Annotated in this window: 20 protein-coding genes and 5 tRNA genes; 15 read left to right on the forward strand and 10 right to left on the reverse strand. The window is 67.0% G+C overall.

Annotation, left to right across the window (positions count from 1 at the left end; translation table 11 throughout):
* Positions 1–22: 22 nt before the first annotated feature.
* The 4 genes from U0177_RS24215 to U0177_RS24230 form a co-directional block, all read right to left on the reverse strand.
* Positions 23–108, reverse strand: a tRNA-Ser gene (locus U0177_RS24215).
* Positions 109–126: 18 nt separating this feature from the next.
* Positions 127–203: transfer RNA gene (locus tag U0177_RS24220), tRNA-Trp, on the reverse strand.
* Positions 194–1,675 (reverse strand): ATP-binding protein, encoded by a 1,482-nt coding sequence (locus U0177_RS24225; RefSeq protein WP_409573248.1) that lies wholly within the window; start codon positions 1,673–1,675, stop codon positions 194–196. The genes U0177_RS24220 and U0177_RS24225 overlap by 10 nt, the downstream gene beginning before the upstream one ends.
* A gap of 11 nt (positions 1,676–1,686) precedes the next feature.
* Entirely contained in the window at positions 1,687–2,376 is a 690-nt protein-coding gene (locus U0177_RS24230; protein ID WP_409573249.1) for a response regulator, read from the reverse strand.
* A 449-nt stretch (positions 2,377–2,825) separates the two neighbouring features.
* Here U0177_RS24230 and U0177_RS24235 point away from each other — a divergent pair, with 449 nt between their 5' ends.
* The 3 genes from U0177_RS24235 to U0177_RS24245 are packed head-to-tail and all read left to right on the forward strand — an operon-like array spanning position 2,826 to position 4,495.
* A complete protein-coding gene (locus U0177_RS24235) occupies positions 2,826–2,948 on the forward strand; it encodes a hypothetical protein (RefSeq protein WP_409573250.1) in 123 nt (40 codons plus the stop codon).
* A gap of 9 nt (positions 2,949–2,957) precedes the next feature.
* Positions 2,958–3,764 carry a Maf family protein gene (locus tag U0177_RS24240; RefSeq protein ID WP_409573251.1) on the forward strand — a complete coding sequence of 269 codons (807 nt, stop codon included), beginning with the start codon at positions 2,958–2,960 and terminating at the stop codon, positions 3,762–3,764.
* Entirely contained in the window at positions 3,743–4,495 is a 753-nt protein-coding gene (locus tag U0177_RS24245; RefSeq protein ID WP_409573252.1) for a response regulator, read from the forward strand. Before U0177_RS24240 ends, U0177_RS24245 begins: the two co-directional genes overlap by 22 nt.
* Before the next feature lie 101 nt (positions 4,496–4,596).
* Here the strand turns inward: U0177_RS24245 and U0177_RS24250 are convergent, their stop codons facing one another.
* Entirely contained in the window at positions 4,597–7,173 is a 2,577-nt protein-coding gene (locus tag U0177_RS24250; RefSeq protein ID WP_409573253.1) for an Ig-like domain-containing protein, read from the reverse strand.
* Between the two features lie 923 nt (positions 7,174–8,096).
* Here U0177_RS24250 and U0177_RS24255 point away from each other — a divergent pair.
* A complete protein-coding gene (locus U0177_RS24255) occupies positions 8,097–8,906 on the forward strand; it encodes a protein tyrosine phosphatase (protein WP_409573254.1) in 810 nt (269 codons plus the stop codon).
* A gap of 5 nt (positions 8,907–8,911) precedes the next feature.
* The gene (locus U0177_RS24260; protein ID WP_409573255.1) at positions 8,912–10,000 is read left to right on the forward strand and encodes a methyltransferase domain-containing protein; all 1,089 of its coding nucleotides are present in this window, start codon (positions 8,912–8,914) and stop codon (positions 9,998–10,000) included.
* 14 nt (positions 10,001–10,014) lie between these two features.
* On the opposite strand, the gene efp is transcribed toward U0177_RS24260, so the two are convergent.
* Positions 10,015–10,578, reverse strand: coding sequence for an elongation factor P (gene efp, locus U0177_RS24265; protein ID WP_409573256.1), 564 nt, complete (start codon positions 10,576–10,578; stop codon positions 10,015–10,017).
* Between the two features lie 165 nt (positions 10,579–10,743).
* Between efp and U0177_RS24270 the strand changes: the two genes are divergently transcribed.
* From U0177_RS24270 to U0177_RS24310, 9 genes are all read left to right on the forward strand, one after another.
* A tRNA-Leu gene (locus U0177_RS24270) sits at positions 10,744–10,832 on the forward strand.
* A 3-nt stretch (positions 10,833–10,835) separates the two neighbouring features.
* A tRNA-Val gene (locus U0177_RS24275) sits at positions 10,836–10,911 on the forward strand.
* 77 nt (positions 10,912–10,988) lie between these two features.
* Positions 10,989–11,064: transfer RNA gene (locus U0177_RS24280), tRNA-Phe, on the forward strand.
* A 121-nt stretch (positions 11,065–11,185) separates the two neighbouring features.
* A complete protein-coding gene (locus U0177_RS24285) occupies positions 11,186–12,124 on the forward strand; it encodes a YitT family protein (protein ID WP_409573257.1) in 939 nt (312 codons plus the stop codon).
* A gap of 115 nt (positions 12,125–12,239) precedes the next feature.
* Entirely contained in the window at positions 12,240–13,517 is a 1,278-nt protein-coding gene (locus U0177_RS24290) for an ABC transporter substrate-binding protein (RefSeq protein ID WP_409573258.1), read from the forward strand.
* Positions 13,518–13,949: 432 nt separating this feature from the next.
* Positions 13,950–14,924, forward strand: a complete 975-nt coding sequence (locus U0177_RS24295) for a branched-chain amino acid ABC transporter permease (protein ID WP_409573259.1) — start codon at positions 13,950–13,952, stop codon at positions 14,922–14,924.
* Entirely contained in the window at positions 14,921–15,844 is a 924-nt protein-coding gene (locus U0177_RS24300; protein WP_409573260.1) for a branched-chain amino acid ABC transporter permease, read from the forward strand. Before U0177_RS24295 ends, U0177_RS24300 begins: the two co-directional genes overlap by 4 nt.
* Positions 15,841–16,623, forward strand: a complete 783-nt coding sequence (locus U0177_RS24305) for an ABC transporter ATP-binding protein (RefSeq protein ID WP_409573261.1) — start codon at positions 15,841–15,843, stop codon at positions 16,621–16,623. The genes U0177_RS24300 and U0177_RS24305 overlap by 4 nt, the downstream gene beginning before the upstream one ends.
* Before the next feature lie 32 nt (positions 16,624–16,655).
* Positions 16,656–17,357 (forward strand): ABC transporter ATP-binding protein, encoded by a 702-nt coding sequence (locus U0177_RS24310; protein ID WP_409573303.1) that lies wholly within the window; start codon positions 16,656–16,658, stop codon positions 17,355–17,357.
* Here U0177_RS24310 and U0177_RS24315 read toward each other — a convergent pair whose 3' ends face one another.
* The 3 genes from U0177_RS24315 to recN are packed head-to-tail and all read right to left on the reverse strand — an operon-like array spanning position 17,358 to position 22,407.
* Positions 17,358–18,764, reverse strand: a complete 1,407-nt coding sequence (locus tag U0177_RS24315) for a hypothetical protein (RefSeq protein ID WP_409573262.1) — start codon at positions 18,762–18,764, stop codon at positions 17,358–17,360.
* 2 nt (positions 18,765–18,766) lie between these two features.
* Positions 18,767–20,617, reverse strand: a complete 1,851-nt coding sequence (locus tag U0177_RS24320; protein WP_409573263.1) for an O-antigen ligase family protein — start codon at positions 20,615–20,617, stop codon at positions 18,767–18,769.
* Positions 20,618–20,628: 11 nt separating this feature from the next.
* Positions 20,629–22,407 (reverse strand): DNA repair protein RecN, encoded by a 1,779-nt coding sequence (recN, locus tag U0177_RS24325; RefSeq protein WP_409573264.1) that lies wholly within the window; start codon positions 22,405–22,407, stop codon positions 20,629–20,631.
* A gap of 318 nt (positions 22,408–22,725) precedes the next feature.
* Here recN and U0177_RS24330 point away from each other — a divergent pair, with 318 nt between their 5' ends.
* Positions 22,726–24,918 (forward strand): hypothetical protein, encoded by a 2,193-nt coding sequence (locus U0177_RS24330; RefSeq protein WP_409573265.1) that lies wholly within the window; start codon positions 22,726–22,728, stop codon positions 24,916–24,918.
* Between the two features lie 6 nt (positions 24,919–24,924).
* Here the strand turns inward: U0177_RS24330 and U0177_RS24335 are convergent, their stop codons facing one another.
* Positions 24,925–25,629, reverse strand: a complete 705-nt coding sequence (locus tag U0177_RS24335) for a DUF4013 domain-containing protein (protein ID WP_409573266.1) — start codon at positions 25,627–25,629, stop codon at positions 24,925–24,927.
* Between the last annotated feature and the right edge of the window lie 221 nt (positions 25,630–25,850).

Consider the following 25,850-nt stretch of genomic DNA (forward strand, 5'->3'; position numbering starts at 1 on the left):
ACAAAAGCGGTTTGTATGTTGTTGGCGGAGAGAGTGGGATTCGAACCCACGAGGCTTGCGCCTGGTTGTTTTCAAGACAACTGCCTTAAACCGCTCGGCCATCTCTCCGCGCCGCCGCGATGGCAGTGGCAGGCGGGACAGGAATCGAACCTGCAACCTGCGGTTTTGGAGACCGCTGCTCTGCCTAATTGAGCTACCCGCCTACTTGCGGCCCATCATACCATACCCCTGCCGAGGATGCAAGTGTAGGCGATGGCAGCGCCATGTGAAACGTTGTGCCCCGGCCAGGCGCGCTGCTTACCCAAATACGGCCGCCCTGGATCTCGACCAGCCGCTGCACAATCGCCAGACCTAGCCCCGATCCGCCGGTCTCGCGCGCGCGGGCTTTGTCGGCGCGGTAGAAACGCTCGAAGATATGCGGCAGCTCGGCCGCTGGTATACCCGCGCCAGTATCCACAACCTCGAAAACAACAGTCGCAAGCTGGCCTGCGCTTTTACCGTTGGGCACACGCCGATTGGCAGCCAATGCCAGCCTATCTTCAGCATAGGCCCGCATCGTCACGCTGCCGCCGGCTGGAGTATAGCGCAGCGCATTCTCCACCAGGTTACCCAGGATCTGCGTCAGGCGCTGTGGGTCGGCCAGGGCCTGCAGCGGCGCCCGTAGTGGCTCGGCGCGCAGCTCGACATGCTGCTGCCGCGCGCGCGGCAGCGCCGTGTTGACCACCCGCTCGATCGCCGCGCCAACGTCGACCGTTTCAGTCATCAGCGTCAGCTGCCCGGCCTCGGCCAGCGACAGCAGGCGCAGATCGTCGACGAGCCGCGTCAGCAGGCCTACCTCTTCCGCCAGCGACTGAAATGTGGCCGGGCCAGGCTGCTCGATGCCATCTTCGATGCTCTCGATCTGCAAGCGAAGCACGCTCAGCGGCGTACGCAGCTCGTGCGCAATGTCGGCCACCTGCTGGCGGCGCAGCAGCTGCTGGCGCTCAAGCTCGGCGGCCATAACATTGAACGACGACGCCAGGTCGGCCAGCTCGCGGTCGGGCGGCAGGCTCAGCGGCTCGTGCCGCGCCCCACTCGAGAGCCGCTGCGCGGCATCTTGCAGCGAGCGCAGCGGCCGCGTCAGCCGGCCGGCGATCACCCGGCCCACCATCAGCGCCAGCAGGCCGGCCAGCACACAGCCGATCACCGTGCTCCAGCGCACCAGCCGGAGAAAATCGGCCTCGGCCTGGGTGAACTCGCCGATCTGCCCGCCCATCACTACAGTGCCCACGGTTTGGCCATCGACCTCGATCGGGCTTTCGAGGCCGTTGCGCGGCTTGGGCTGGCGGCGCTGCAATACCGGCCCTGCGTTGTCGAACACCATATCGCCCGCCGCATCGAACACCTGCAGCCGGCGGCGCTTGATCAGGTCGTTCGGGCCGGCCTGCGCCAGCCGCCGGCGCAAGACTACCTCGGCGCCATCCCAGCTATCGCGGCGCTGGTATATGGCCGCGATCAGCTCGGCGGCCGCGTCGGCCTCGTTCTGAATGCGCCGGTCGGTCAGCCGGTTGAAGGCCAGCCGGGTCACCGCGCCGATCAGCACGGCCACGATGATCACCGCCACAAACGCCACCAACGCGTGGGTAAACGTCAGGCGCGAGCGCAGGCTTTTCGTAGAGGGTGTGCGCGCGTTCAAAGCAGATGCCTTTACACGCCGGCGTCGGCGAATTTGTAGCCCACCCCAAACACCGTCACGATTACGCGCGGGTTGGCCGGGTCGGCCTCGATCTTGCGCCGCAGATTTTTGATGTGGGCGTCGATCGTGCGGTCGTAGCCAATATACTCGTCGCCTTGGGTTGCATCGAGCAGCTGCACGCGCGAGAGCGGGCGGCCGTGGTTGCGCATCAGCGCGGCCAGCAGATCGAACTCGGTGGGGGTGAGCTCGACCGCGCGGCCTGCCACCGTAACGCTGCGCCGCTCGACATCCAGCGTCACGGTGGCGCCACGCAGCAGCGCCGCCGGCTGTAGCGCGCCGTTGGTGCGGCGCAGCACCGCGCGCGCGCGCGCCAGCACCTCGCGCGGGCTGAACGGCTTGGCGATATAATCGTCGGCGCCGAGCTCCAGGCCGATCAGCATGTCGGCCTCTTCTACGCGCGCCGTCAGCATAATGATCGGCACGGCCGACACACGGCGAATCTGACGGCATACCTCTATGCCGTCAACCTGCGGCAGCATCAAATCAAGCACGATCAGGTCGGGCTGCTCGCGGCGGGCCAGATCGAGCGCCACGCGCCCGTCGTAGGCCGCCAGCGTCTCGAAGCCAGCCTGGCGAAAGTAGGCCGCCAGCCCTTCTACCAGCTTGCGCTCGTCGTCGACGAGCAGCACTCGTTGCGCCACGCCAAACTCCTTGCATAGGCATGGTTCAAACCAGCTTTCCAGCTCATCGTCCTCGGAGACGGAGGGGCGCGATATATCACGCACGGCGCCGCGTCGAAACCCCAGGAATCGAGCCATGCCATAGGCCAATATAGGTATTGTAGCCCTTAATTGTGAATTTGGTATGGAAACAATAGCGATGGCATAAGAATTGCATCATAAGCACGAATATTGTGTTTGTCGTACACCTGCATCTATGTTACGATGTAGCGAGCAACGCAGGCGCGCGGCAGCGTACACAGTCGCAGGCGCGCTGGCATAGTTGTGGGGGCCAGGCGCAACTCAGCTACACTCCAGTAAGGAGCGTCGAATAGGAGAGTGTGATGATAGTAGCAGCATGGCCAAAGTGTCGCAAATGTTCCGAGGGTGAGCTGGTTCCCCTATCTGATTATGGAACCGAGGGCGCGACTGTGACCTACAAGGCGTGGGTTTGCACGAACCCAAGCTGTGGCTTCAACCTGAAGATCCACAAGGGCAACCTGTATATCAACGAGCCAATCAGCGAGCGAACCCAGTATAACCCGAACCACTAAGCGTAATCCATGAATCAAACTCATGACCCGCCTTTCGAGCGCCAGGGAGAACCCTCTGGCGCTCGCCTGCGATTTCCGCCAGGGCCGCCCGACCTAGTGCTTGCGTCGGCCTCGCCGCGCCGGCGCGAGCTGCTTGGCTGGCTAGGCGCCTCGTTCCGCGTTCTGGCCAACAACGCCGAAGAAGACGAGACGCCAGCGCCTGCCGATCTGGTGGCCGCGCTGCCGGCCTGCCCGGTGCCGCTGGCCACCCATCCGACGCTGCTAGCCTGGCGCAAGGCCGATGGCGCTTGCGCCGAGGCGCCCGATAGTGTTATTATCGGTGCAGACACTATTGTGGTGCTCGACGGCGAAGTGCTGGGTAAACCGCGCGACGCAGCCCACGCCCGCGCGATGCTGCGGCAGCTCTCCGGCCGCACCCATACGGTCTATACCGGCATAGCGCTCATCCAGCCCGGGCTGGCCGATCGCGGCGAGAAAGCGCGGGAGCAGCAGGCCGCGCGCACTCGGCTCCAGCTCGATCTCGTCGCCAGCCGCGTCGATATCGCCCCGCTCGACGAGGCTGAGATTGAGGCGTACGTCGCCACAGGCGAGCCCATGGACAAAGCCGGCGCGTACGGCATCCAGGGGCTCGGCGGCCGGCTGGTGCGCGCGGTCGGCGGCAGCTACACCTGCGTTGTCGGCCTGCCGCTGCCGAACCTGCACCGGCTGCTGGCAGCCGCTGGCTTCAGTGGATTACACGACCCAGCCGACGCATACCAGCGCTGGATCCAGGCACAGGGAAAGGAGCCGCTGCCATGCCCTCCCACCTTTCCATAAAGCTGCTGATCGTCGACGATCACCCGCTGTTTCGCCAGGGCGTGCGGTCGGCGCTTTCGGCCTACGACGACATCGACGTAGTGGCCGACTCGCCGAGCGGCGAGGATGCGCTGGAGTGGCTCGAGTCGGCACCGCCCAACCGCGAGCCGAACGTCGCGCTGGTCGATCTCAACCTGCCGGGTATGAGCGGAATCGAGCTGACGCGCCGGCTACGCCACCAGTACCCGAGCCTGGGCGTGGTGATCCTCAGCATCCACGAGAGCGACGACCACGAGTTCAGCGCGCTCGAAGCCGGCGCGGCCGATTATCGCTCGAAGGATGTGCACCCCAAAGAGCTGGCCGATGTCGTCCGGCGCGTCGCGCGCGGCGAGTACGTGATCAACGATATGGTCGAGAAGCCCAAGGTGGCCAGCCGGCTGCTCTCGCAATTCCGCAGCCTCTCGCAAGGCTACGACTCGACCGACCCCGAGTTTCCGCTGTACAACAAGCTCAGCGACCGCGAGATCGAGGTGCTCGAGCGTATCGCCGGCGGCGGCAGCAACAAAGACATTGCCGACTCACTCGGCATCAGCACGCAGACGGTGAAGAACCATATTTCGTCGATCCTGCGCAAGCTCTCGCTCAACGACCGCACCCAGGCGGTGATTATGGCGCTACGGCGCGGCTGGATCGGCACGCCCGATATGCTCCCCGGTATTGCCCCCGACGCCGACCTGGGCGATGTTGATTGATGCCCACGGCGCTGTGAAGCTGGTGCAGCTGCGGCATGCGGCTTCGCCAGGCACGGCTGCAGAATCAATCGGCGCAATGGCCACAGGGCATACCTGGCGGCCTACCGCCCTACGGTGATGCTGCTGATGTTGTTATACGGCCCGCCGTGCAGCTCGTGCGATTCGAGCACTGCGCCATAGTCGGTGTTGACATTCGCCGAGTCGACTTGGGCGTAGATAACATCGCCTGGCGCGATCGGCGTGCTAAGCTGGCTCAGCGCCGGGTGGTAGAACTGGTCGCCAACCACAAGGGTGAGCCCGGCGTTAGGCGCCAGCGGCAGGCCGCCCGAGGTCACGCCCCACACCAGCCCTTGTTTCCCTAGCTTCGGCCAGGTCTCGTTCACATGCGTCGGCGGCACAGCCGGGTTGATATACGCGTCGACCCAGAACGCATTCGTTACCGCGGCGCCGCCAATATTTTTGATCGTCACCTGCACCTGCCCGCCCACTACTGCGATCCGCTCGACGATCAGATCGGGCTCGCTCAGCTGCGCAACCACCGGCAGATACACACGGAACGATCGCTCTGGCGCGTCTACGCGCGTGGCCGTGGGCGTACTTGTCGCCGTGCGCGTAGCCGTGCGCGTGGCCGTTGGCGTGCTTGTCGCCGTGCGCGTGGCCGTTGGCGTGCTTGTCGCCGTGCGCGTAGGCGTGCGGGTGGGCGTTGGCGTGCGGGTGGGCGTTGCCGTGCTGGTTGCGGTATTCGTCGCCGTAGGCGTATTTGTCGCCGTGCGCGTGGGCGTTGCCGTGTTCGTTGCGGTATTTGTCGCCGTGCGGGTGGGTGTTGCCGTGTTCGTTGCGGTATTCGTCGCCGTGGGCGTAGGCGTCGCCGTGCGTGTAGGCGTAGCCGTGGCTGTTGGTGTGCTCGTAGCAGTATTCGTAGCCGTGGCTGTTGGTGTGCTCGTAGCGGTACTCGTAGCCGTGGCCGTTGGGGCTGCCTGCACCTGAACAAACACCTTCGCCGCGGCGCTGGCCGCGCGCCCATCGCCAGCACCGTAGAAGAACGTATCGGTTCCGCTGAAGCCAGCGGGCGGGCTGTAGCGTACATACCCGCCGCTGATCGCAACGCTGCCACCGCGCGCCGAAACCGGCTGCACAAACTGAAGCGCGAGCGGGTCGGCGTCGGCGTCGGCGTCGTTTGCCAGCACCGCGAATGTAGCCGGTGTATCAACCAGGGTGCTGAAGCTATCGTCGCGGGCGGTTGGCGGATGGTTTTCGGCCGGCTGCACAAGCGTACCGGGCGAGGTGATCGCGATCGTCCCAACAATCGCCGCCGGCGCCCCGCCGTTGGCGTTGTTGAGATCGATATTCTGCTGCGGCGTCAGTGCGCCGTCGCCCTCGAGCGCGAATGGCGCGGCGTTCGCAGCCGCCTGCTCGAGCCGGATGTTGCGCACGTCGACGGTATTGCCCAGCAAGCTTAGCGTCGCCGTGACCGCCGGGCCGCCGGAAAGCAGGCTGATCGCGGCGTCGGAAGCGGCCGGCGCGGCAGACTGCACGCTGTTGATCACGCTATTATCGCGGATGATCAGATCGTATGTGGCCGCGCCCAGCGCCTGCGCCGCTATCCCGCTGCCGCTGGCGCCATCGACATGGTTGCCCGCGATCAGCGCGTGCTGCTGCCCGCCCGTGCCGTTGGAGCCTACGAGCGCGATCGCGTCGCCGCCAACCGCGCTCACCTGGTTGCGCAGCACCTGCGCGCCGATCCGCGCACCCGCCTGCGCCTCGAGCCGCACGCCGCCATCCCGCGCCACCGTGGTAATGCTGGTATCAGCTATTGTTATGTTAAGCTCTGGCGCGCCGTCGGCGGTGCCGGCCACAATCGCCGGGCCAGCGTCGCCGGCAAGGCCGGTGATCGTGTTCCCAGTTACCCAACCATTGAACGCCGCGGCGCCCGAAGCCCGGAGCGCCACCGCGCTGCCGCGCAGGTTGGTGAAGGTATTTGCGTCGAGTGTGGCGCTGACAACCGCGCTGGCGGCGCTAATCTCCACGCCCATGCCGCTACCGCTCGGGCTAGCGCCGCTGCTAAAGCTATTGCCGGCGATGGTAAGCGCAGCCGCGCCGCCCTGCAGGGCGATACGTACGCCCGCGTGAGCGGTATCGCTGAAGCTATTGCCGGCCAGCAGCACATTCGTAGCCCCGGCCGCCATGCTTAGATCAATCGCGTCGTGCGCGGCGGGGTCGCTGCCGATCGGGCCAAAGCTGCTGTTGGCAACCACAAGGCCGGGGAGATCGGCAAGCGCCACGCCATCGGCATCGGCGCTGGCTATACGCAGGCCGTCGAGCGTCAGTACGCCATTGAACGCGCCACTATTCTGAATTTTCACGCCCGCACCGCCCAGCGCGGCGCTGCCAGGCCCGTCGAGCGCGAACAATGTGAGGTTACCGGTTGCGCCACCGGACGCGCTGCCCATGCGTGCGATATCGACATTTTCGTCGTAGCTGCCGGCGCGGATGAGCACTGCATCGCCGGGGCTGGCGTGATCGATCGCCGCCTGAATGCTGGCGAAATCGCCCGCGCCGGGGCCGACTATCAGCACCGCCGCATACACATTGGCCATGGGGCGAGCGAGCCACGCGGCTGCCAGCGCCAATGCCAGCACCAGCGCCGCCCAACGGCCAGCAGTGGTTCTTCGAAGCATGTGCGGCTCCTTTACGCTCGGCGCCAGCGTCCGCTGAGCGGCCAAAACGCAGCGCGGCGCCGTCGCGCGTCTGCTTATCATACCAAATTCGCTTGATTACTTACACTTTGGTGGGGGTTTGGGGGCGGCTTCGCCGCACCCAAAGTTCTTTTTGTGCTGCACTACCTGGCGAAGCCACGCAGTGCAATACAATCTATAGGTGTATGACTTACGCAATTGGCGCCTTTAGCCGTCGGCAGAGCGGTACTATGTTCCGTATCGTGTGCGGTGTTTCCGCACGGAGCACGGAAACACCGCACACAGAAGATGAATAAGTACCATGCTGCCGCAGGCAAATGCACCCGATTGAGCGAGCCGAACAAGGCAACTGCGTAAGTCCTAAGAAGCTGTTTGAAAAGGGTGGTTTGGAGGGACAAAGTCCCTCCAAGTTTCCACTTTTTCTGGCGGGTGGCGGCCACGAATGTGGCCGCCACCCGCCAGAAAAAATGCGAGGGGGCAAAGCCCCTCGCTCACCCCCTTTTCAAACAGGCTCTAAGGTGATCAAGCGAAGAGTGTATCATAGCACGAGTGGCGCGACGCCCAGCCAAACAGCACGATCGCACCGCTCGGATCAAAGATAACTGAAACGCGTGTGGAAATACTAAGCTTTGCAGTAATGCCTGAATGGGCCTATATATACTAGCGTAGGCCAGAGCGGGGCACATTTCAAGAAGATCATACGATACCAAGGGTAAAGAATCTACAAGCCGCAGCTCGCGGCCCGGTATGCCACCGTAAAAACGGCAGCCTCCGGTCGCTGGCATAGCGAGCAGGGCAGCACCGCACAGCGGCGCCGCTCGTGCGATAGTGCTGCATCGTGCCAGCGCTATGATAGCGGGGCGCATGCTATAATCCGCCTGATGGTTCGACACAAGGCGGCATGAATGACCACAATTCTGATTGTGGGCGCGGCCGACACGGGGCGCGCGCCGATCGCGGCGGCGCTGCTGCAGCGCCTGCTCGATACACAATACCCCGGCGCCCGCGCCGAGAGCGCCGGGGTGCTGGGCCACGACGGCGACCCGGCCGAGGTTGAGGCGCGCGACACAATGCTGCACATGGGCATCGACCTCTCGGGGCACCGCGCGCGCTCGGTCGACGACGCGCTCGCCGCTGCTGCGGCGCTGCTGCTGGCAATCGACAGCGGCACCGCGCTGGTGCTGCGCGGGCGCTTCCCAGGCGCGGCCGCGCGCGTGGCCACGCTGGGCGAGCTGGCCGGGCGCAAGCGCGACGTTCCCGACCCCTTTCGGATGCAGATCGGCGCCTGGATGACCTACGCGCGCGAGATCGACGACATGCTGCGGGCCGCACTGCCGGCGATCATCGGCCGAGCCGGGCCAGCTGCGCCCGCCCCGGCCGGTGGCGTACCTGAAGCCCGCCGCGCCGCCGCCGAGCGCCTGGCGCAGCTGCTCCAGCTCGCTGCCACCATGCCCGACGTGATCGATTGGAGTGTAGCGCGCGGCCGCCTCGATGGCGACCTAGCCGCCTGTGGCAGCGCGCCAGCTGGCGCATCCGACATGGTGGCCGCCTACGTGGCGCTGCTGCGCGCCGGGCTGGCGATGCTGCCGCCCAAGCCGGCGGCCACGCAGCTTGGGCTGCTGCAGCGCGCCACCACCCGCCTGAGCGACCCGGTCGACCAGGCGGCGCTGAACGAGCTTTCGGCGCAGGTCGCAAGCCTGCCAGCACTGGCCTGACGAGTATGAAACGCCCACATCCGCTGTTTCTAGCGCATACCCAGCCCGGCTTCGAGGCAATCGCGATCGACGAGATCGAGCGCAGCGTCGATGGCGCGCGCGTGCGCGGCACCCGCAGCGTAGCGGACAAAAACGGCATGGTGCTATTCGAGTACCCCGGCGACGCCCGCGACCTGCTGGCGCTGCGCACACTCGAAGACCTATTTGTGGTGGTGGCTACGCTGGAAAACCTGCCGCCCACGCGCGAGGCGCTGCGGCTGATCGAGGGCTCCGCCGCGCGCGCCACGGCGATCACCTCGGCGCTAGCGCAGGCCCGGCAGATCGCCCCCGCGCGCGGCGGCAAAGGCAAGCTGCGCTTCAGGGTGATTGCCCGGCAGGTCGGGCGCGCGGCCTACCGGCGCGTCGACGCACAGCAGGCGCTGGCGCGCGGCCTGGCGGCGCGCGACGACCACCGCTGGCAGGCGGTAGACGATGGCGGCATCGAGTTCTGGCTGACGCTGCTGCCCGGCGAGGCGATCGTGGCGCTGCGGCTCAGCGACGAACGCATGCGCCACCGCGAGTACAAGATCGAGCACCTGCCGGCCTCGCTACGGCCCTCGGCGGCAGCGGCGCTGGCGTGGCTCACGCGCCCGCACGACGACGACCTGTTTCTCGAGCCAATGTGCGGCGCGGGCACGCTGCTGATCGAGCGGGCGCACATGGGCCGCTACCGGCTGCTGCTGGGCGGCGACATTCGCGAAGAGGCGGTGGAGCTGGCGCGCGCGAACATCGGGCCGCGCTACAAGCCGATCGAGCTGCGCCAGTGGGACGCGCGGGCGCTGCCTGTCGACGCGGGTGCGGCCAGTGCCGTGGCGGTAAACCTACCGTTTGGCCGGCAGATCGGCAGCACCGAAGACAACCGCCAGCTGTACCCGGCATTTTTGCGCGAGATGGCGCGCGTGCTGCGGCCGGGCGCGCGGCTGGTGGCGCTCACCGGCGACCGGCGCACCCTGGAAGAATCGCTACGGCGCGCAAGCAAGCTCGCGCGCCGTGAGTTCTTCCCAGTGATGCTGCTCGGCCAGCCGGCCGGCGTATACGCCCTGGAGCGCGTGTAGCGCCAGGGGCGGCGCTACTTCACGCGCTCGATATACTCGCCGGTGCGCGTATCGACCCGCACTGTGTCGCCTTGGTTGACGAACGCCGGCACCTGGATCACCGCGCCGGTCTCGAGCGTCACCGGCTTGGTGATGTTGGTGGCGGTGTCGCCGCGCACCGCAGTGGACGCCTCAGTCACCTGCAGCGTCACGAAGAATGGCACCTCGACGCCCAAGATCTTATTGTCGTCGTAGAACAGCACGTCGGCCATCTCGGCTTCTTTCAGGAACCTGGCCGGCTCGCCGATATCGTCCTCGGGGATCTCGAGCTGCTCGAACGTCTCGGTGTCCATGAAGTGATACATCTGGCCTTCGCGGTAGAGAAACTGCATGGAGCGCTTGTCGACGCGCACAATCTCGATATCCGAGCCGGCGCGAACGCGATCCTCGATCACCTTGCCGGTCTGCACGTTCTTGAGCTTCATGATCACCATGGCGCGCCAGTTGCCTGGGGCATGGTGGTGAAACTCGACCACGCGATGCAGCGTGCCGTTATAGCGAATAATAATATTTGTGCGCAGATCCGACGTCGTGGGCATGGCTATGCTCCTGTCCATAGAAAGCGCCGCCCTGTGGTGGCGGCGCAGTGAAAGCCGTGAAACGCTACCCGATATTATAGCAGAACTGCGCCGGTAGGCGCAAATTGCGCGCCGGCACGCGCGGGTTGACAATCTTGATATTCATAGCTATAATGCGGCACGTGCGCCGAGGTGGCGGAATTGGCAGACGCGCTAGGTTGAGGGCCTAGTGAGCAGTAATGCTCATAAGGGTTCAAGTCCCTTCCTCGGCACCACACGGGCGATTAGCTCAGCTGGTAGAGCGCCTCGCTTACACCGAGGTTGTCGGCGGTTCGAGTCCGTCATCGCCCACCAGAGTTACGGGTTTGCGAGCTTGCCTTTTGAGCCGGCCCGGCTTGAAGCTCAGCGCTCGGTCCCCATAGCTCACGCTCGCCAGGGTAGCTCAGTTGGTAGAGCGCGTGTCTGAAAAACACGAGGTCACCGGATCGTCCCCGGTCCCTGGCACCAGCATCAGAGAGCGGTAAAAGCCGCTCTCTTTTGTTTTGCCTGCGCGACTTGACAGGCGCGGCGGGCGCGTGTATTGTGCGCCCATGCTACCGAAGCCGCAGTGCCGCGCCTGGAGGCCAGTATGCCCGCGCCCGCCCGCCGCGCCCCGTTCAACTGGGGCAGCGCCCTCGACTACCTGCTGATCATTGTCTCGGCGATGGTCTCGGCCGTCAATGTGGCGCTGTTCCTGGCGCCGCACCGGATCGCGCCCGGCGGCGTCAGCGGCATGGCCATTCTGATCAACGCCGTCACCGGCTGGTCGATCAGCCTGGTGATGCTCGGCTTCAACGTGCCGCTGCTTGCGCTCGGCTTCCGCATGCTCGGCGGCTGGCGCTTTCTGCGCCGCTCGCTGATCTACACGATCATCTCCAGCGGCGGCGTCGACGTGGCAGCGCGCTTCTTTCCGGCTACCGGCATCAGCCACGATCTGCTGCTGAACGCAATCTACGCCGGCGTGGTCGGCGGCATTAGCGCGGGCCTGCTCTACCGCGGCGGCGGCGCCGGCGCCAGCACCGGCATTATCTCGCGCGTGCTGCAGCGCCTCACCGGCATGCCGCTGAGCCAGGCCTACCTGTGCGTCGACGGCGGCATCATTCTCGTGGCGGCGCTCCTGTTCAGCTGGGAGGCCGCGCTGTACGCGCTGATCACCCTGTTTATCTGGGGCGTGGTAGCAGACTATGTGCTCGAGGGGCCGGGGGTTGTGCGCATCGCCACGATCGTCACCGACCGCGGCGACCGCGTGGCCGACGCGATCATGCACCACCTGGGCTACGGCGTGACGGCCTGGCGCGGCGAAGGGAAGTACACGCACCAGGCCCACGACGTGCTGTTCACCACGATCAACCGCTCGCAGGTGAGCGAGCTGCGCGCGCTGGTGGCCGCCGCCGACCCCGACGCGCTGCTGGTGATCGGCCAGGGCCACCAGGCGCTCGGCCATCGCTTCCGGCCGCTGCGCCCGCGCTTCGCCTCGCTCCAGCTCGATTTAGGAACCGACGAGGCGGCCGAGGGCGACGCGCGCTAGCGCCGCCCCAGCCGCATGCGGCATTTTCGGCCCGCTCCCGGCCGCAGCCTGTGGTATAATCCAGCGACCCACCGACTACGGGCCGGAGGCCCACCAGATGTTCGAGGAGGAGCTTATGCGAAGCACCGTTACGCGCATGCGCGTCGCGCTGGTGGTGCTGGCGCTGCTGCTGGCTGCGTGCGGCCAGGGCCAGGCGCCTAGCACCGCCGCACCTACCGCCGCAAGCCAGCCAACCGCGGCGCCCGCCGCCGCACAGCCCACCGCCGCGGCTCCGAGCGGGGCCGCCGCGTCGGGCGAGCCGATCCCGATCGGCATCGCCGTAGCCCAGACGAGCAACGTCGCCCTGTTCGGCCAGGAGCAAGTCGCCGGCGCGCAGGTCGCCGAGCAGTACTTCAACCAGAAGGGCGGGGTCAATGGCCGGCCGATCAAGCTGATTCTGCAGGATACCGGCGGCGACGAGGCCGGCGCGATCAATGCCTTCAACACGCTGATCAACAACTACAAAGTGGTTGGCATCGTCGGCCCGACGCTGTCGCAGCAGGCCTTCGCCGCCGACCCGATCGCCGACAAGGCTGGCGTGCCGGTGATTGCGCCTTCGAACACCGCCAAGGGCATCCCGCAGATCGGCGACTACATCGCGCGCATCTCGGCGCCCGTCTCGGCCGTGGCGCCAAACGCAGTCAAGGCCGCGCTGAATATCAACCCGAATATCAAGAAGGTGGTTGTGCTGTTCGCGCAAAACGACGCGTTCAGCAAATCCGAGACGGTGGTGTTCCAGCAGACCGTCACCAATACATTCAAGCTCGACCTGCTCGGCGTGCAGACGTTCCAGACCACCGACACTGATTTCACGACCCAGGCGACCTTTGTGCTCGGCGCAAACCCGGACATGGTGATCATCTCGGGCCTGGCGGCCGACAGCGGCAACCTGGTGAAGCAGCTGCGCGATCTGGGGTACAAGGGCGTGATCGTCGGCGGCAACGGCCTGAATACGCCGAACCTCTTCCCGGTGTGCAAATCCGCCTGCGATGGCATTCTGGTGGCGCAGGCCTACAGCTACCAATCCGAGAGCGATGTCAACAAGGCGTTCCGCGAGGCATTCAAAGCCAAGCAGAACAAGGAGCCGGGGCAGTTCAGCGGGCAGGCGTTCACAGCGGTGCAGGTGTTCGTCGAAGCGCTGGCCGCGCTCGACAAGCAGTCGCCGATCGCCTCGGCCGACCTGGCGCAGCTACGCACTGCCCTGAACAAGCAGATCCTGGCAGGCACCTACGACACCCCGCTTGGCGCGATCTCGTTTACGCCCGAGGGCGATATCAACCAGAAGCAGTTCTATGTGGCTCAGGTCAAGATGAGTCCGGACGGCACCAGCGGCGCGTTCGAGTTCATCAAGTAGCCTATCGCTGCTCTGTGTGCGGTTTTTCGCGCTAGCGCGGAAAAACCGCACACAGCTGCCGGGGGCCGCAATCTCGCCGTACTGCGATGCCACACCACGCAACTGCGTAAATCCTCATCAGGCGATCTACGCGGTGGGCGGTTTGCCCCCGGCAGAGCGGTACTTTTTCGTTTAAAGTGCTCAGAAGGTGGCGCTCCACGCCACCTTCTGAAAGCTGTTTGAAAAGGGTGGTTTGGAGGGACGAAGTCCTCCAAGTATCCACTTCTTCTGGCGGGTGGCGGCCACCCGCCAGAAGAAGTGCGAGGGGCTATGCCCCTCGCGCACCGCCTTTTCAAACAGGCTCTGAGCACAAAAGATCGGCAATACCTTGCTGCCGCAGGCAGAATCGACGTACGAGGCGGGGCACCGCATAGCTCGAGTGATCATAACTCTATGAACTGGTCGCTGCTCCTCCAGCAGATTCTCAACGGCCTGGCAATCGGCAGCCTGTACGCGATCTTCGCGCTCGGCTATACGCTGATCTTCTCGATCCTGCGGGTGATCAACTTCTCGCACGGCGCAGTGTTCGCGCTCGGCGCCTACGCCACCTACCTGCTCACCGGCTCGGCCGTCAACCCCAGCGGGGTGCTGGCCAGCGTGTTTACCTGGCTGTTTGGCAAGCCGGCGCTGCCATTCGCGCTGCCGTTTCTGGTGGCCCTGCCGCTGGGCGCGGTGGCTGCAGGCGCTGCGGCGATGCTGGTCGAGCGGGTCGCATTTCGGCCGCTGCGCGCGCGCGGCGCCGACCCGCTACTCGCGCTGGTTTCGAGCCTGGGCGTGGCGATCGTGATCGTGAACGTCATCCAGTACCTCGTCGGCACCGAGATCTACCCCTTCCCCGATACGCTATTCGGCGGCCTGCCGCGCGCGGTGAATTTCGGCGCTGCAGGGCGGCCGGTGCCGGTGCGCACGGTGCAGATCATCATCTTCGCCGTCTCGATGGCCATGGTCGTGCTGCTGACCTACCTGATCAACTGGACGAGGCTGGGCAAGGCGCTGCGCGCGGTGGCCGAAGACCTCACAACCGCGCGGCTGCTCGGCATCAACCCCGACCGGCTGATCTTGCTGGCGTTCTTCCTGAGCGGGTTTCTGGGCGGCATCGCGGGCACGCTGGTGGGCGTGAGCGTCGGCATCAACGGGCCTTACTTCGGCATTGCGTTTGGCCTGAAGGGCCTGGCAGTGATCGTGCTGGGCGGCCTCGGCGACGTGCCAGGCGCGGTGGTGGGCGGGTTCGTGATCGGCATCGCCGAGTCGTTCGTGCCGCCGCAGTACAACGCCTACAAAGATGCGGTTGCCTTTGCGCTGCTGTTTGCGGTGCTGCTGGCCCGGCCGCAGGGCCTGCTCGGCCGCGCGCTGGTGCAGAAGGTATGACCGCATTCATCAACACCTACGGCTTTCTGATCACCTCGATGGTGCTGGCGGCCACGCTGGCGCTGTCACTGTACCTGCCGCTGATGGCCGGGCAGCTTTCGCTGGCGAGCCCTGGCTTCTACGCGCTGGGCGGCTACATCGCTGCGGTGATGTCGACGAAGTATTTCGCGCCTGGCCCCGGCTTCGCGCTATGGCAGCTGCTGGCCGAAATGCTGCTGGGCGGGCTGGCCTCGGGCGCGCTGGCATTGCTGGTGGGCGTGCCGGCGCTGCGGCTGCGCGGCATCTACCTGGCGCTGGCGACGATCGCGTTTGTCGAGATCCTGCGCGTGCTGTCGCTGAACCTCGAGATCACCGGCGGCGCGGTCGGCATCTTCGGCATTCCGCAGCCATTTACCACCCAGGTCGGCTACCTGTGGGTGGCCGGGCCGCTGCTGCTGCTGAGCATGCTGTTCGTCTACCGGCTCGAGCGGAACCGCGTCGGGCGCGCGTTCGTGGCCATCCGCGAAGACGAGCTTGCGGCCGACGCGATGGGCATCAGCCCGACGCGCTACAAGGTGCTGGCGTTCACGCTCGGCGCGGCGCTGGCCGGCGTGGTCGGGGCGCTCAGCGCGCACTTCCTCAACACCTGGAACGCGCGCCAGGGCACCTTCGACGCGAGCATCAGCTACCTGGCGTTTGTGCTGATCGGCGGCTCGCGCACATTTGTCGGCCCGGTGGTGGGCGGCCTGGCGCTCACCGCGCTGCCCGAGCTGCTGCGCGCGCTGGCCGGCATAGGCGCGCTGCCGCCCTGGCTGGCGCAGTTTCTGCGCGACGGCCGGCTGATCATCTATGGCGCGCTGATCGCGGTCGGCACGGTGTTCTTCCCGCGCGGCCTGATCACCCCCGAGCTGCTCGAGCGCTGGGGCGGGGGCCGCCAATGAGCGCAGCGCAGCCGGCAGCCGGGGCCGTGCTCGAGGCCCGCGCGATCACCTGCCGCTTCGGCGGGCTGCTGGCGGTGAATAATGTGTCGTTCGGCGTGCGCCAGGGCGAGATCTTTGGGCTGATCGGGCCAAACGGCGCCGGCAAGACCACGCTGTTCAACCTGATGACCGGCCTGACACCGCCCACCAGCGGCGAGCTGCTGTACCGCGGCCAGCCGATCAGCGGGCTGCGGCCGCACCGCATCGCGGCTATGGGCATCGCCCGCACCTTCCAGAACATCCGCCTCTTTGGCGAGCTTTCGGCGCTGCAAAACGTCATGATCGCCCAGCATATTCACGCGCGCGCCGGCATGCTGCGCGGCGTGCTGGGCCTGCCGCCCGCGCCGGCCGAAGAGCGCGACGTGCGCGCGCGCGCCGCCGAGCTGCTTGGCATGGTCGGGCTGGCGGGGCAGGCCCAAGCGAAGGCGCGCAACTTCGCCTATGGCGACCAGCGCCGGCTCGAGATCGCCCGCGCGCTGGCGCTGCGGCCGCGCGTGCTGCTGCTCGACGAGCCAGCCGCCGGCATGAATCCGAACGAGAAGGGCGCGCTCACCGAGCTTATCCGGCAGATCCGCGCGCGCTTCGACCTGACGATCCTGCTGATCGAGCACCACGTGCCGCTGGTGATGGGGCTGTGCGACCGCGTCGCCGTGCTCGATTTCGGCCAGCTGATCGCGCTGGGCGAGCCGGCACAGGTGCAGAGCGACCCGGCGGTGATCGAGGCCTACCTGGGCGAGTAGCGGAACGAAGGCGCACAAACACAATGGCAATGTTGCTCGAAATCAGCGATCTGAGCGTCAGCTATGGCGGCATCCGCGCGCTCGAAGGCATTTCGATCGGCGTGGCGGCCGGCGAGCTGGTGACGCTGATCGGGGCGAATGGCGCCGGCAAAACCACCACGCTGCGGGCGATCTCGCGGCTGGTGGGCATCAGCGCCGGCACGATCCGCTTCGACGGCCGCGACATCTCGCGCGCGCGCCCCGACGAGGTGGTGCGGCTGGGGATCGCGCAGGTGCCCGAGGGCCGGCGCATGCTCGCGCGCCAGAGCGTGCTCGACAACCTGCTGCTGGGGGCCTACACCCGCCGCGACCGCGCCGGCATTGCCGCCGATGTCGAGCAGCAGTTCGCGCGCTTCCCACGGCTGGCCGAGCGCCGCAAACAGCTGGCCGGCACGCTCTCGGGCGGCGAGCAGCAGATGCTGGCGATCGCGCGCGCGCTGATGAGTCGGCCGCGGCTGCTGCTGCTCGACGAGCCCTCGCTTGGGCTGGCGCCGCTGGTGGTGCGCCAGATCTTCGCGATCATCCGCGAGCTGCACGACGCCGGCGTGACGATCCTGCTCGTCGAGCAGAACGCCAACCTGGCGCTGCAGAGCGCCGACCGCGGCTATGTGCTCGAGGCCGGCCGGCTAGCGACCGCCGGGCCAGCCGCCGCGCTGCTGCAGGACGAGCGGGTACGCCAGGCCTACCTGGGGTAGCTACTGGCCCTGCGCCCTGGCCTTGAAGAAGTCGATCAGGCCCTGGTAGGCGCTCAGCTGCTGCTGGGTGGCACGCTGCTGCTGCGCCAGCGTCAGCAGCACCTGGGCCTCGCCGGCGGCCTGGGCATACTGCCTGGTCTCGCTCAGCACCAGCGTGTAGTTGCGGTGCGCCTCGATATTCTGCGGCTGCAGCTGGGCCCAGCGGCCAAACGCCTCGGCAGCTTTGGGAAGCTCATTCAGCCGCACCGAGAACAGCCCGATGAACGATTGCAGCGTGGCGTCGTCCGGCCGCTCGGCTGCGGCGTCGGCGTAGGCGTCGCGCAGGCGCCGCAGCTGGTCGGGCTGGTCGCGCAGCGCATCGGCCAGCTGCGACACCTGGTTGTCGATCGCGTGCGGGTTCGCGTCGAGCAGCTTGAGGTACATATCGACGGCCTCGGCGGCGCGGCCCTCGAGGCGCAGCAGCTCGGCCTGGCGCAGGTCGGTGTCGCCGTAGCGCGGATCGAGCTGCTTCGACCGGGCCAGCAGATCGGTGGCCTGCGCGTAGAAGCGCTGCGCCTCGGCGTCGTTGCCCTGGCTCTTCTGGTAGTTGCCCATCAGCGCCACCGAGCTAGCGTACTCGTTCAGGATGGTCACATCCTGCGGCGCGATCTCATTGCCGCGCCGGTACCAATCGATCGCCTCGGTCAGCTGCTGCGGGTCCTGGGTCATCCGGCCGAACCAGAAGTTATGCAGCCGGGCCAGGTTGGCGTAGTGATCTTTGTTCAGCTGGTTTAGCTGGCGCGCGCGCTCGAGCACCACCTGGGCGTAGCTCATCGTCTCAAGCGGCGTCTGCTGCAGCACCGCCTGCTCGGCGGCCTGGTCCCCGGTCATGTCGAGCAGGTCGTTGACGCTGGCATTGGGCTTGGGCTGGCCGAGCTGGCCGTTGGCCTGCTGGCGCTTCACATCTGCGATGCTCATCAGGCTGCGGCCGAGGTTGAGGTAGTAGAAATCCTGCCCCGGCTCCATGCGAATGGCGTCGAGGTAGTAGCCCATGCCGAACAGCAGCTGGTCGTAGCTCGAGCTGGGGTTATCGCTGAGGATCTGGCCCTGCTGAAAGCGCATGTCGGCGTAGACATTGTCGATATTAAAGAACCAGCAGCCCAGCAGCGCGAACAGGCCGACCAAACCATACACCAGCAGCTTCAGCGGGTTGCCGTCGCCACGCGCGCTGGCGCGGCCGCGCGCGGCGCGGCCCTGGGCGGCGCCGCGCGCCACTGCGCCGGGCTGGCGCCGGCTGCCCGGCTTGCCGCTGGCGCGGGCCGGGGCGGGCGCTTCGGCCGCAGGCTCGGCCGGCGGCGCGGCCGGGGCGAGTTCGGCCTCGAGCGAGTATTGGCCGGCCAGCGCGCCCGCCACTACAACCACCGCCATCGTCACCCCAGCATCATCAGCGTCGAGACGATCGGGATGCCGGTGAGGCCCTCGATGCTATGGCCCACCACCACCGCCACGCCGGCGATGCACAGCACCTGCGTGCGCCAGTCGTCGGTGCGGCCGAGCAGGCGCCACGCCAGCGCGAAAAAGCTAATGATCACGAACAGGTAGCTGGCCAGCCCGAGCGCGCCCTTGGTCACCAGCTCGTCGAGGTACGCCTCGTGCGAGCGGTCGGGCGATGCGCCGCGCGCCTCGATGTTCGCAAGCGCCGGCGGGTAGAACTTGTTGTAGGCCACGAACATGCTCTCGGGGCCCCAGCCGATGATCGCGCGCAGCGGGCTCGAGCTGATCAGCCCGATCGCGCCGCCGGCCTTGTCGTCGCCCCGCCAGATCAGCGTGCGCACCAGGCCGGTGCCAGTCTCGGTTTCGAGCAGCGTGCCCATGCGGCCGATGTACGGCACGCTGCGCAGCTGCTGGAACACCGGCGCGCTCGACAGGTTGAAGGCCGCCACGAAGCCGCCGAGCACCAGTGTCACCACGACTTCGGCAATCAGCAGGTTGCGGTACAGGCCGGTGCGGCCCGTGGCGCCGGCCCGCGCGCGCCGGTATGCGCGCCACAGCAGCAGCGTAAAAAACACGAACAGCGCCGCGCCCATACCGATCCACGGGCCGCGGCTCTGGGTGAAAAAGATCGTCAGCAGCAAAAAGCCGGCGATCACCAGCATGCCGGCGCCCTGCAGCCACAGCAGCCGCCGCGACGGCGCGGCGCGGCGCGGCAGCGTGTAGATCAGCACGTACGCCACCACCACCAGCGCCAGCCCGCCAACCAGCCAGAACGGCCAGTCGGCGTCGTTGCGGCCAGCGCGCGACTGCACCACCTGCGCGCCGGCGGCCTGGCCAAGCAGGTAGGCGAAGCCAAGCAGCAGCACAAACCCGGCCGTCAGGATGCCGGGCCAGATCATAGCGCCGCTGATACGCTCGGCGGTGTGCGGGCGCAGCGTCGGCAGAATATACAGGCCGCACACCGCAGTGAGCGCCGCCGGGAAGATCCACCAGTAGCGCAGGTCGGGGATGTTCGTCGAGGTATCGAACGAGCGCACCACCGCGCCAAACTTGGTGACGCCAAGCAGCAGCAGCAGGCTGCCGATCGCCAGCAGCGCGTAGGCCGCGGCCCAGCCGAAGTCGGCGGTGTCGCCCGGCTCGTCGGCGGCGCGCGCCTCGGCGAAGGCCACCACCGCGCGGTAGAGCGCAAACGGCACGATCATCAGCATATAGGCGGCGACAAAGATCGAGTTGCCCATGGTCGAGGCCACGCGCGAGATCACGTCGCCTTTCCACGGCAGCGGGTCGATCTGGTAGTGCTGCACCAGGCCGTAGCCGATCGCCGGCAGGCTGCCCAGCACCGCCACGGTGATCAGCCGCTCAAGCTGCTCGCGGCGGCGCAGCGTCAGCACAATCAGCGTGGCTAGGCCAATATACGAGAGGTTGGTGTAGGTGCCCTGCAGGCGCTGGTACGAGCCCCAGAAGCTGGTGCTAGGCACCACCGAGGTGGCTGTAGTGACGAGAAACACCAGCGCGTAGAGCGCGGCCGGCAGCGCCAGCGGGGTGGTGATAAAGCGCCGCCACGGCGTCGGCGCGCCTGGCGCGCGGCGGCCGGCCTGCTCGAGCGCGCGAATGATCCCGGCGGCGGCCATGATCAGCACGATCGCGCGCAGCGAGGTGGCTTTATCGGGCTCGAAATGGCGCGACGAAAGCAGGTTGAAATAGCTGGGAATGAGCACCAGCGCCAGCAGCCAGCCGCCTTCAATGATCCGCTCGCACCAGACGGCGATGGTGGTCTGTCGTTGCAACGGAATGTCTCCTACTTGACGGCGATCGGTTCCGTGGCGCGCTGGGTTTTGAACGCCTCGGCGCGCTCGAGCATCTCGCGCGCGCTGCGGCGGCTGTGATCGCTGATCGGCACGCCGTCGAGCATGGCCGCCAGCTCGTCGACGCGCTGGTCGTCGCCGAGGCGCTGCACTAGCGTGCGCGTGCGGTCGGCGCTGAACGACTTGGCGATCGCGTAGTGGGTATCGCCGAACGAGGCCACCTGGGCCAGGTGGGTGATGCAGATCACCTGGTGGCGGTCGCTGATGCCCCACAGCTTCTCGCCCACCACGTGGCCGGCGCGGCCGCCCACGCCCACGTCCACTTCGTCGAACACCAGCGTGGGCACGTCGTCGACGCGCGACAGGATGGATTTCAGCGCCAGCAGCAGCCGCGCGCTCTCGCCGCCCGAGGCGATCCGCGCCAGCGGCTTGAGCGGCTCGCCGGGGTTGGGCGAGAGCTGAAACTCGATCTTGTCGACGCCGGTTTTATCGAATGCGTAGCGCTGCTGTGCGGAGCCGCCAACCGGAGCGCCCTGCGGGTCTTCGGTGCGCTCGAGCGCCACGTAGAAGCGCACGTGCGGCATCGCCAGGTCGCGCATGGCGCCCTCGACTGCGGCGGCCAGCGCGTCGCCCATGGCGCGGCGGCGGCGCGAGAGCTCGCCGGCCAGCTGGCCGATCGCCGACAGCAGCCGCAGCTCTTGCTGCTCGAGGTCGGCCAGGTGCTCGGCGCTGTTGGTCAGCCGCTCGATCTCGGCCTCGGCCGAGGCCGCGCGCGCGAGGATGTCGTCGACCGAGCCGTGGTACTTGCGCTGTATGTCGCGGATCAGCGTCAGGCGGTCTTCGATCGCGTCGAGCCGGCCGCTGTCGAACTCCATAGCATCGCGGTAGGCGCGCACCTGGGCCGCAAGATCCTCGAGGGTGTACAGCAGCTCGCTGGCCTGCTCGGCCGCGCGCGCCACCTGCGGGTCGAGGCGGGCCAGCTCGGCGAGCGCGTCGGTGACGCTGCCCAGCGACTCGACGATCGGCTTGATCGGCCGGCGCCCGCCTTCGTCGCCGGCGTACAGCAGGGCGTAGCACGAGTTCACCAGCTCGGTGATCCGCGCGCCGTTCTGCACCAGCGTGCGCTCTTTCGCCAGCTCGGCCTCTTCGCCGGGGCGCAGCTTGGCCTGGGCTACGTCTTCAAGCAAGAAGCGCAGCTCTTCGATCCGCTCGGCGCGGCTGGCGGCGGCCTTGCGCAGCGCGCCCAGCTCGTCGCGCACGCGCCGCAGCTCGCCCACCTTCTCGGCTACCTGGCCGCGCAGCGGCACCAGGCCGCCATAGCGGTCGAGCATGTCGGCGTGGGTGCGGGTGTTGAACAGCGACAGCCCCTCGTGCTGGCCGTGGATGTCGACGAGCCGGCCGCCGACCTCGCGCAGCACCGAGGCATTGACCGCGCGGCCGTTGATGCGCGCCACGCTGCGGCCGCTCTCGGCGCTGACCTCGCGCGTCAGGATCACCTGGTCGTCCTCTGCGTCCCACAGGCCGTACTCGTCGAGCAGCGGGGCGACATCGGGCCGGTCGGCGATGCTGAACACGCCCTCGACGCGGGCGCGCTCGCTGCCGGCGCGCACAAACGTCGGGTCGACGCGCTCGCCGCGCAGCGAGCCCAGCGCGTCGATGATGATCGACTTGCCGGCGCCGGTTTCGCCGGTGAGTACGTTGAAGCCCTGTTCCAGGCGCAGACTCAAGCGATCGATGATCGCGAAATCGCGAATATTCAGCTCAAGTAGCATGCGTACTGTTTCGATACATATGTGCTAACCAATAGCCGTGCGATCGCATTGTACCATATCGAGGGGGGCGCGGCAATGAAGGTTCAGTGAGAGCGGGCCGTTTCAGGGCATTAGGATAGGGTGATCGAACGCATGTTCGCCTATTTTTCGCCGGCGTGCGCCCGGCCCCGCCGATAACAAAATGTTCTCAGCTAAAAGAATTGTAGCCTGCGGCCTCTGGTAGTAGGCCGCCTGCCATGATACAACAAAGGCGCTGGCGCGCCGGCAACCGTCCCGCACTCGTTCTGTGCCGGCCGCCGCCCTACAAAGGAGCACCAAGTGTTCAACCGGAAGTGTGGCCCGGCCGCGCTGGCGCTAGCGGCGCTGCTGAGCCTGGGCGCGTGGCGCCAGCTGCCGCTTGCGCGCGCCGCCGCCCTGCCCGTGCCGGCCGGCGTAAGCGTAGCGCCCGACGACCGCAGCGCGATCGTTCAGTGGGACACCAACCCGCAAGACCCAACCGCGCCGCTGCCGGCCGGCGTGGTGGGCTACAAGATCAGCTGGGGGCCGGCGGCCACGCCCACCGCCTTCAGCAAGCTCACCGAAGAGCGGATCATCCAGCTCCAGCCGCTCGTCAACGGCCAGCCCTACGCCGTGCAGATCCAGTCGGTCGACAGCCAGGGCAACCTGTCGGCGCCCAGCCCAAGCCTGAGCTTCACCGGCGACTCCACGCGCGTCGACGGGCTGCGCGCGCGTATGAACGGCTTCTTCGACGACTTCAACCTGCCGCAGGGCCTGCCCGACGAGACCAAGTGGAACAGCGCGTACTCGCGCTGCAACGCCGCCGCAGCCAACGGCTTCTTTATCAACGACCAGTTTCACGCGCACAACACCGGCTTCTCGGCCAACTGCGACCGCGGCCAGAGCATCAGCCGGCCGCGCGCCGTGCTCGACCTCTCCGACGGCGGCACGCGCACGATCGTGTTCGACTTCGACGGCGCGTTTCGCCGCAACCAGTGGTACCTCGACCTGGTGCCACGGCTGATGGATATCAGCGGCCAGGTGAATATCGAGGGCCTCAGCGCCCCGGCCGACCCGGCCGACGGCCTGCGCTTCCACCAGAGCGAGCAGGTCGCCAGCATCAGCCTGTTCGGCGACGACGGCGCGGCGCAGAGCCTGGCCTATACCGACAACGTCGTGGCGCCCAAGCTCGACGCGCTCGGGGTGAAGCAGGTGCCGAATGTGCGCCGCCACTGGGAGATCCACGTCAGCCGCAGCTACGCCGAGGTGCTGATCGACGGCCAAAAGGTGCTCGCCACCAAGCCCGGCGCATTTCAGCTGAAGCAGACGCGCTACTACCTGCTGTGGAATATGTTCAGCTACAACAGCAACAAAGCCAACGTGCCAATGGTGCTAGGCCACTGGGACAACTTTGGCTTCGACGCGCCGGCCGGCAGCGCCAGCAGCAGCGTGACGCATAACTACCGCCTGGTGAACAGCGGAACCGACTTCATGAAGGCGTACGGCGAGTATGCCCCGGCCGCGGCCACGCTGAACATCCCCGACGTGGTGGCGGGCGCGGCGGCGCGGCGGCTGATGTTCACGCTGCAGATGGACGAATTCGACGCCTACAGCTGGTCGCCCGAAGATCGCGTGACGGTGAACGGCAGCCAGTTCGCGATCCCCAAGCCGGTGTCGAACGCGCAGCCGGCGCTGGCGCCCGAAGACCTGGTGAGCACAATCGCGCCCTACAGCGTAGCGATCGACCTGCCCGACGGCGTGCTCAAGCAGGGCGCGAACCAGATCAGCTTCAGCACCGCCGGCAGCTCGGTGCACAATATCCACGCCGAGCTCGACTTCGACAGCGCCAGCGCGCCGGGCTACACCCCGCCAGCGCAGGCCGCCAGCGGCGCGCCCCAGCCGGCGATCCAGCCGGTAGGGCCGAACGCGGTCATCGCGCAGATCGGCGCGACGCTGATCGACCCAGCGATCAGCGACCTCAGCAGGACGGCGGTGTTCAACCAGCCGGTGAGCGGCGTGGTGCCGATCAAGGCCGAGGTGCATAACGACATTGCCCTGCAGAGCACCGGCAGCAACCAGGGCGTGCGCCAGGTCGATCTGCTGGTGGATGGCGTCGCCGTGTTTTCGCAGCGCGCCGACGCGGCCGCGCCGGCGCCGGCGGTGCTGGCAACCTTTAACCTCGACACCCGCAAGCTGGCGAATGGCCTGCACGAGGTGTATGTGCGCGCCTACGACGCGCGCTGCGTGCCGAGCATCGCCGACTACCTGGGCGCGGGCGATGGCTCGGGCAGCTACTACCCGCTGCACATCAGCGTGCGCAACGCGGCCAGCGCCCCTGCGGCGGCCGGCATTGCGGCGGCTTATCGCGTGTCGCTCCCGCTGATAACGCTGGGGCCGCGCCTGCAAAGCAGCTGCGCGAGCACCAGCAGCGCCCCGCCGCGCGGCGCGCCCAGCGGCGGCGCCTGGCCGGCCGACCTGCGGCGCGACGAGCAGCTTTTCGTCTGCGAGTGGTAGCCGGCGCTACTGCATAGGCGGTGGGCCGTAGCTGTAGGCTTGCGGCGCGGCCCCCGCCAACCCCTGCTGCACAGCAGTCTGGCCAAGCGCGTGGCCGATCACGCACTGGGCGTAGAAGCTGGTGAACAGCGCGCCGAAGCCGCAGGCGATCGCGCCAAGGCCGCCGACCATGCCGGCCAGGATCGCCACCACCAACACCATGGCCCACGCGCCAATGCTCCGGCGCACGATCGCCACGACCTCGCCGACGCGCAGCGCCTGCCCAAGGTTGTTCGTGGCGATAAAGCGCGCCAGCGCAGCGAAGCTCAGCAGGCTCAGCGCCAGGCCAAGCACGATCATCAGCGGCACCAGGCAGATACCCAGCACACCAAACAGCGCGCCCACCTGCTGCTGCCCGCGCTGGCTCGATGCCGCGCCGCCCGAGAACGCCGCGACACAGCCAAACAGCAGGCCCAGCACGACCACCGGAAGCGCGTACACCAGCCGGATCACGAAATCGTACAGGCCGCGCATCAGATGGTCGCCAAACTCATTCCAGCGCGGCAGCGGGCGCGGGTTGCCCTGCGCCACATTCTGCGCGACCTTCAGCGCATAGCCCAGCACCGCCAGCTGGCCGATCAGCGGGATCAGCGAGATCAGTCCGCCGATCAGCACCTTGCCGACCCACTCCTCGTCCTCGAATACGAAGCTGAATGCTTTGCCAATGTCCATATGCTGGCTCCTTCAGTTCTTGTTGAACAGTCGCGTCGACGATCGCTCTATACGATTAGGGCTTAGGCAGTTGGCGCGCTCTGCCTTCGGCAGAGCGCTACTCAATCTCTGTAGCGCAAGTGCGTAGCTCCACTCCTAGGAAGTTGTTTGAGAAGGGAAGTGCGAGGGGCATAGCCCCTCGCGCACCCCCTTTCAAACAGGCTCTAAAGATATACGATACG

The sequence above is a fragment of the Kouleothrix sp. genome (assembly GCF_046328425.1).
Lineage (GTDB): Bacteria > Chloroflexota > Chloroflexia > Chloroflexales > Roseiflexaceae > Kouleothrix.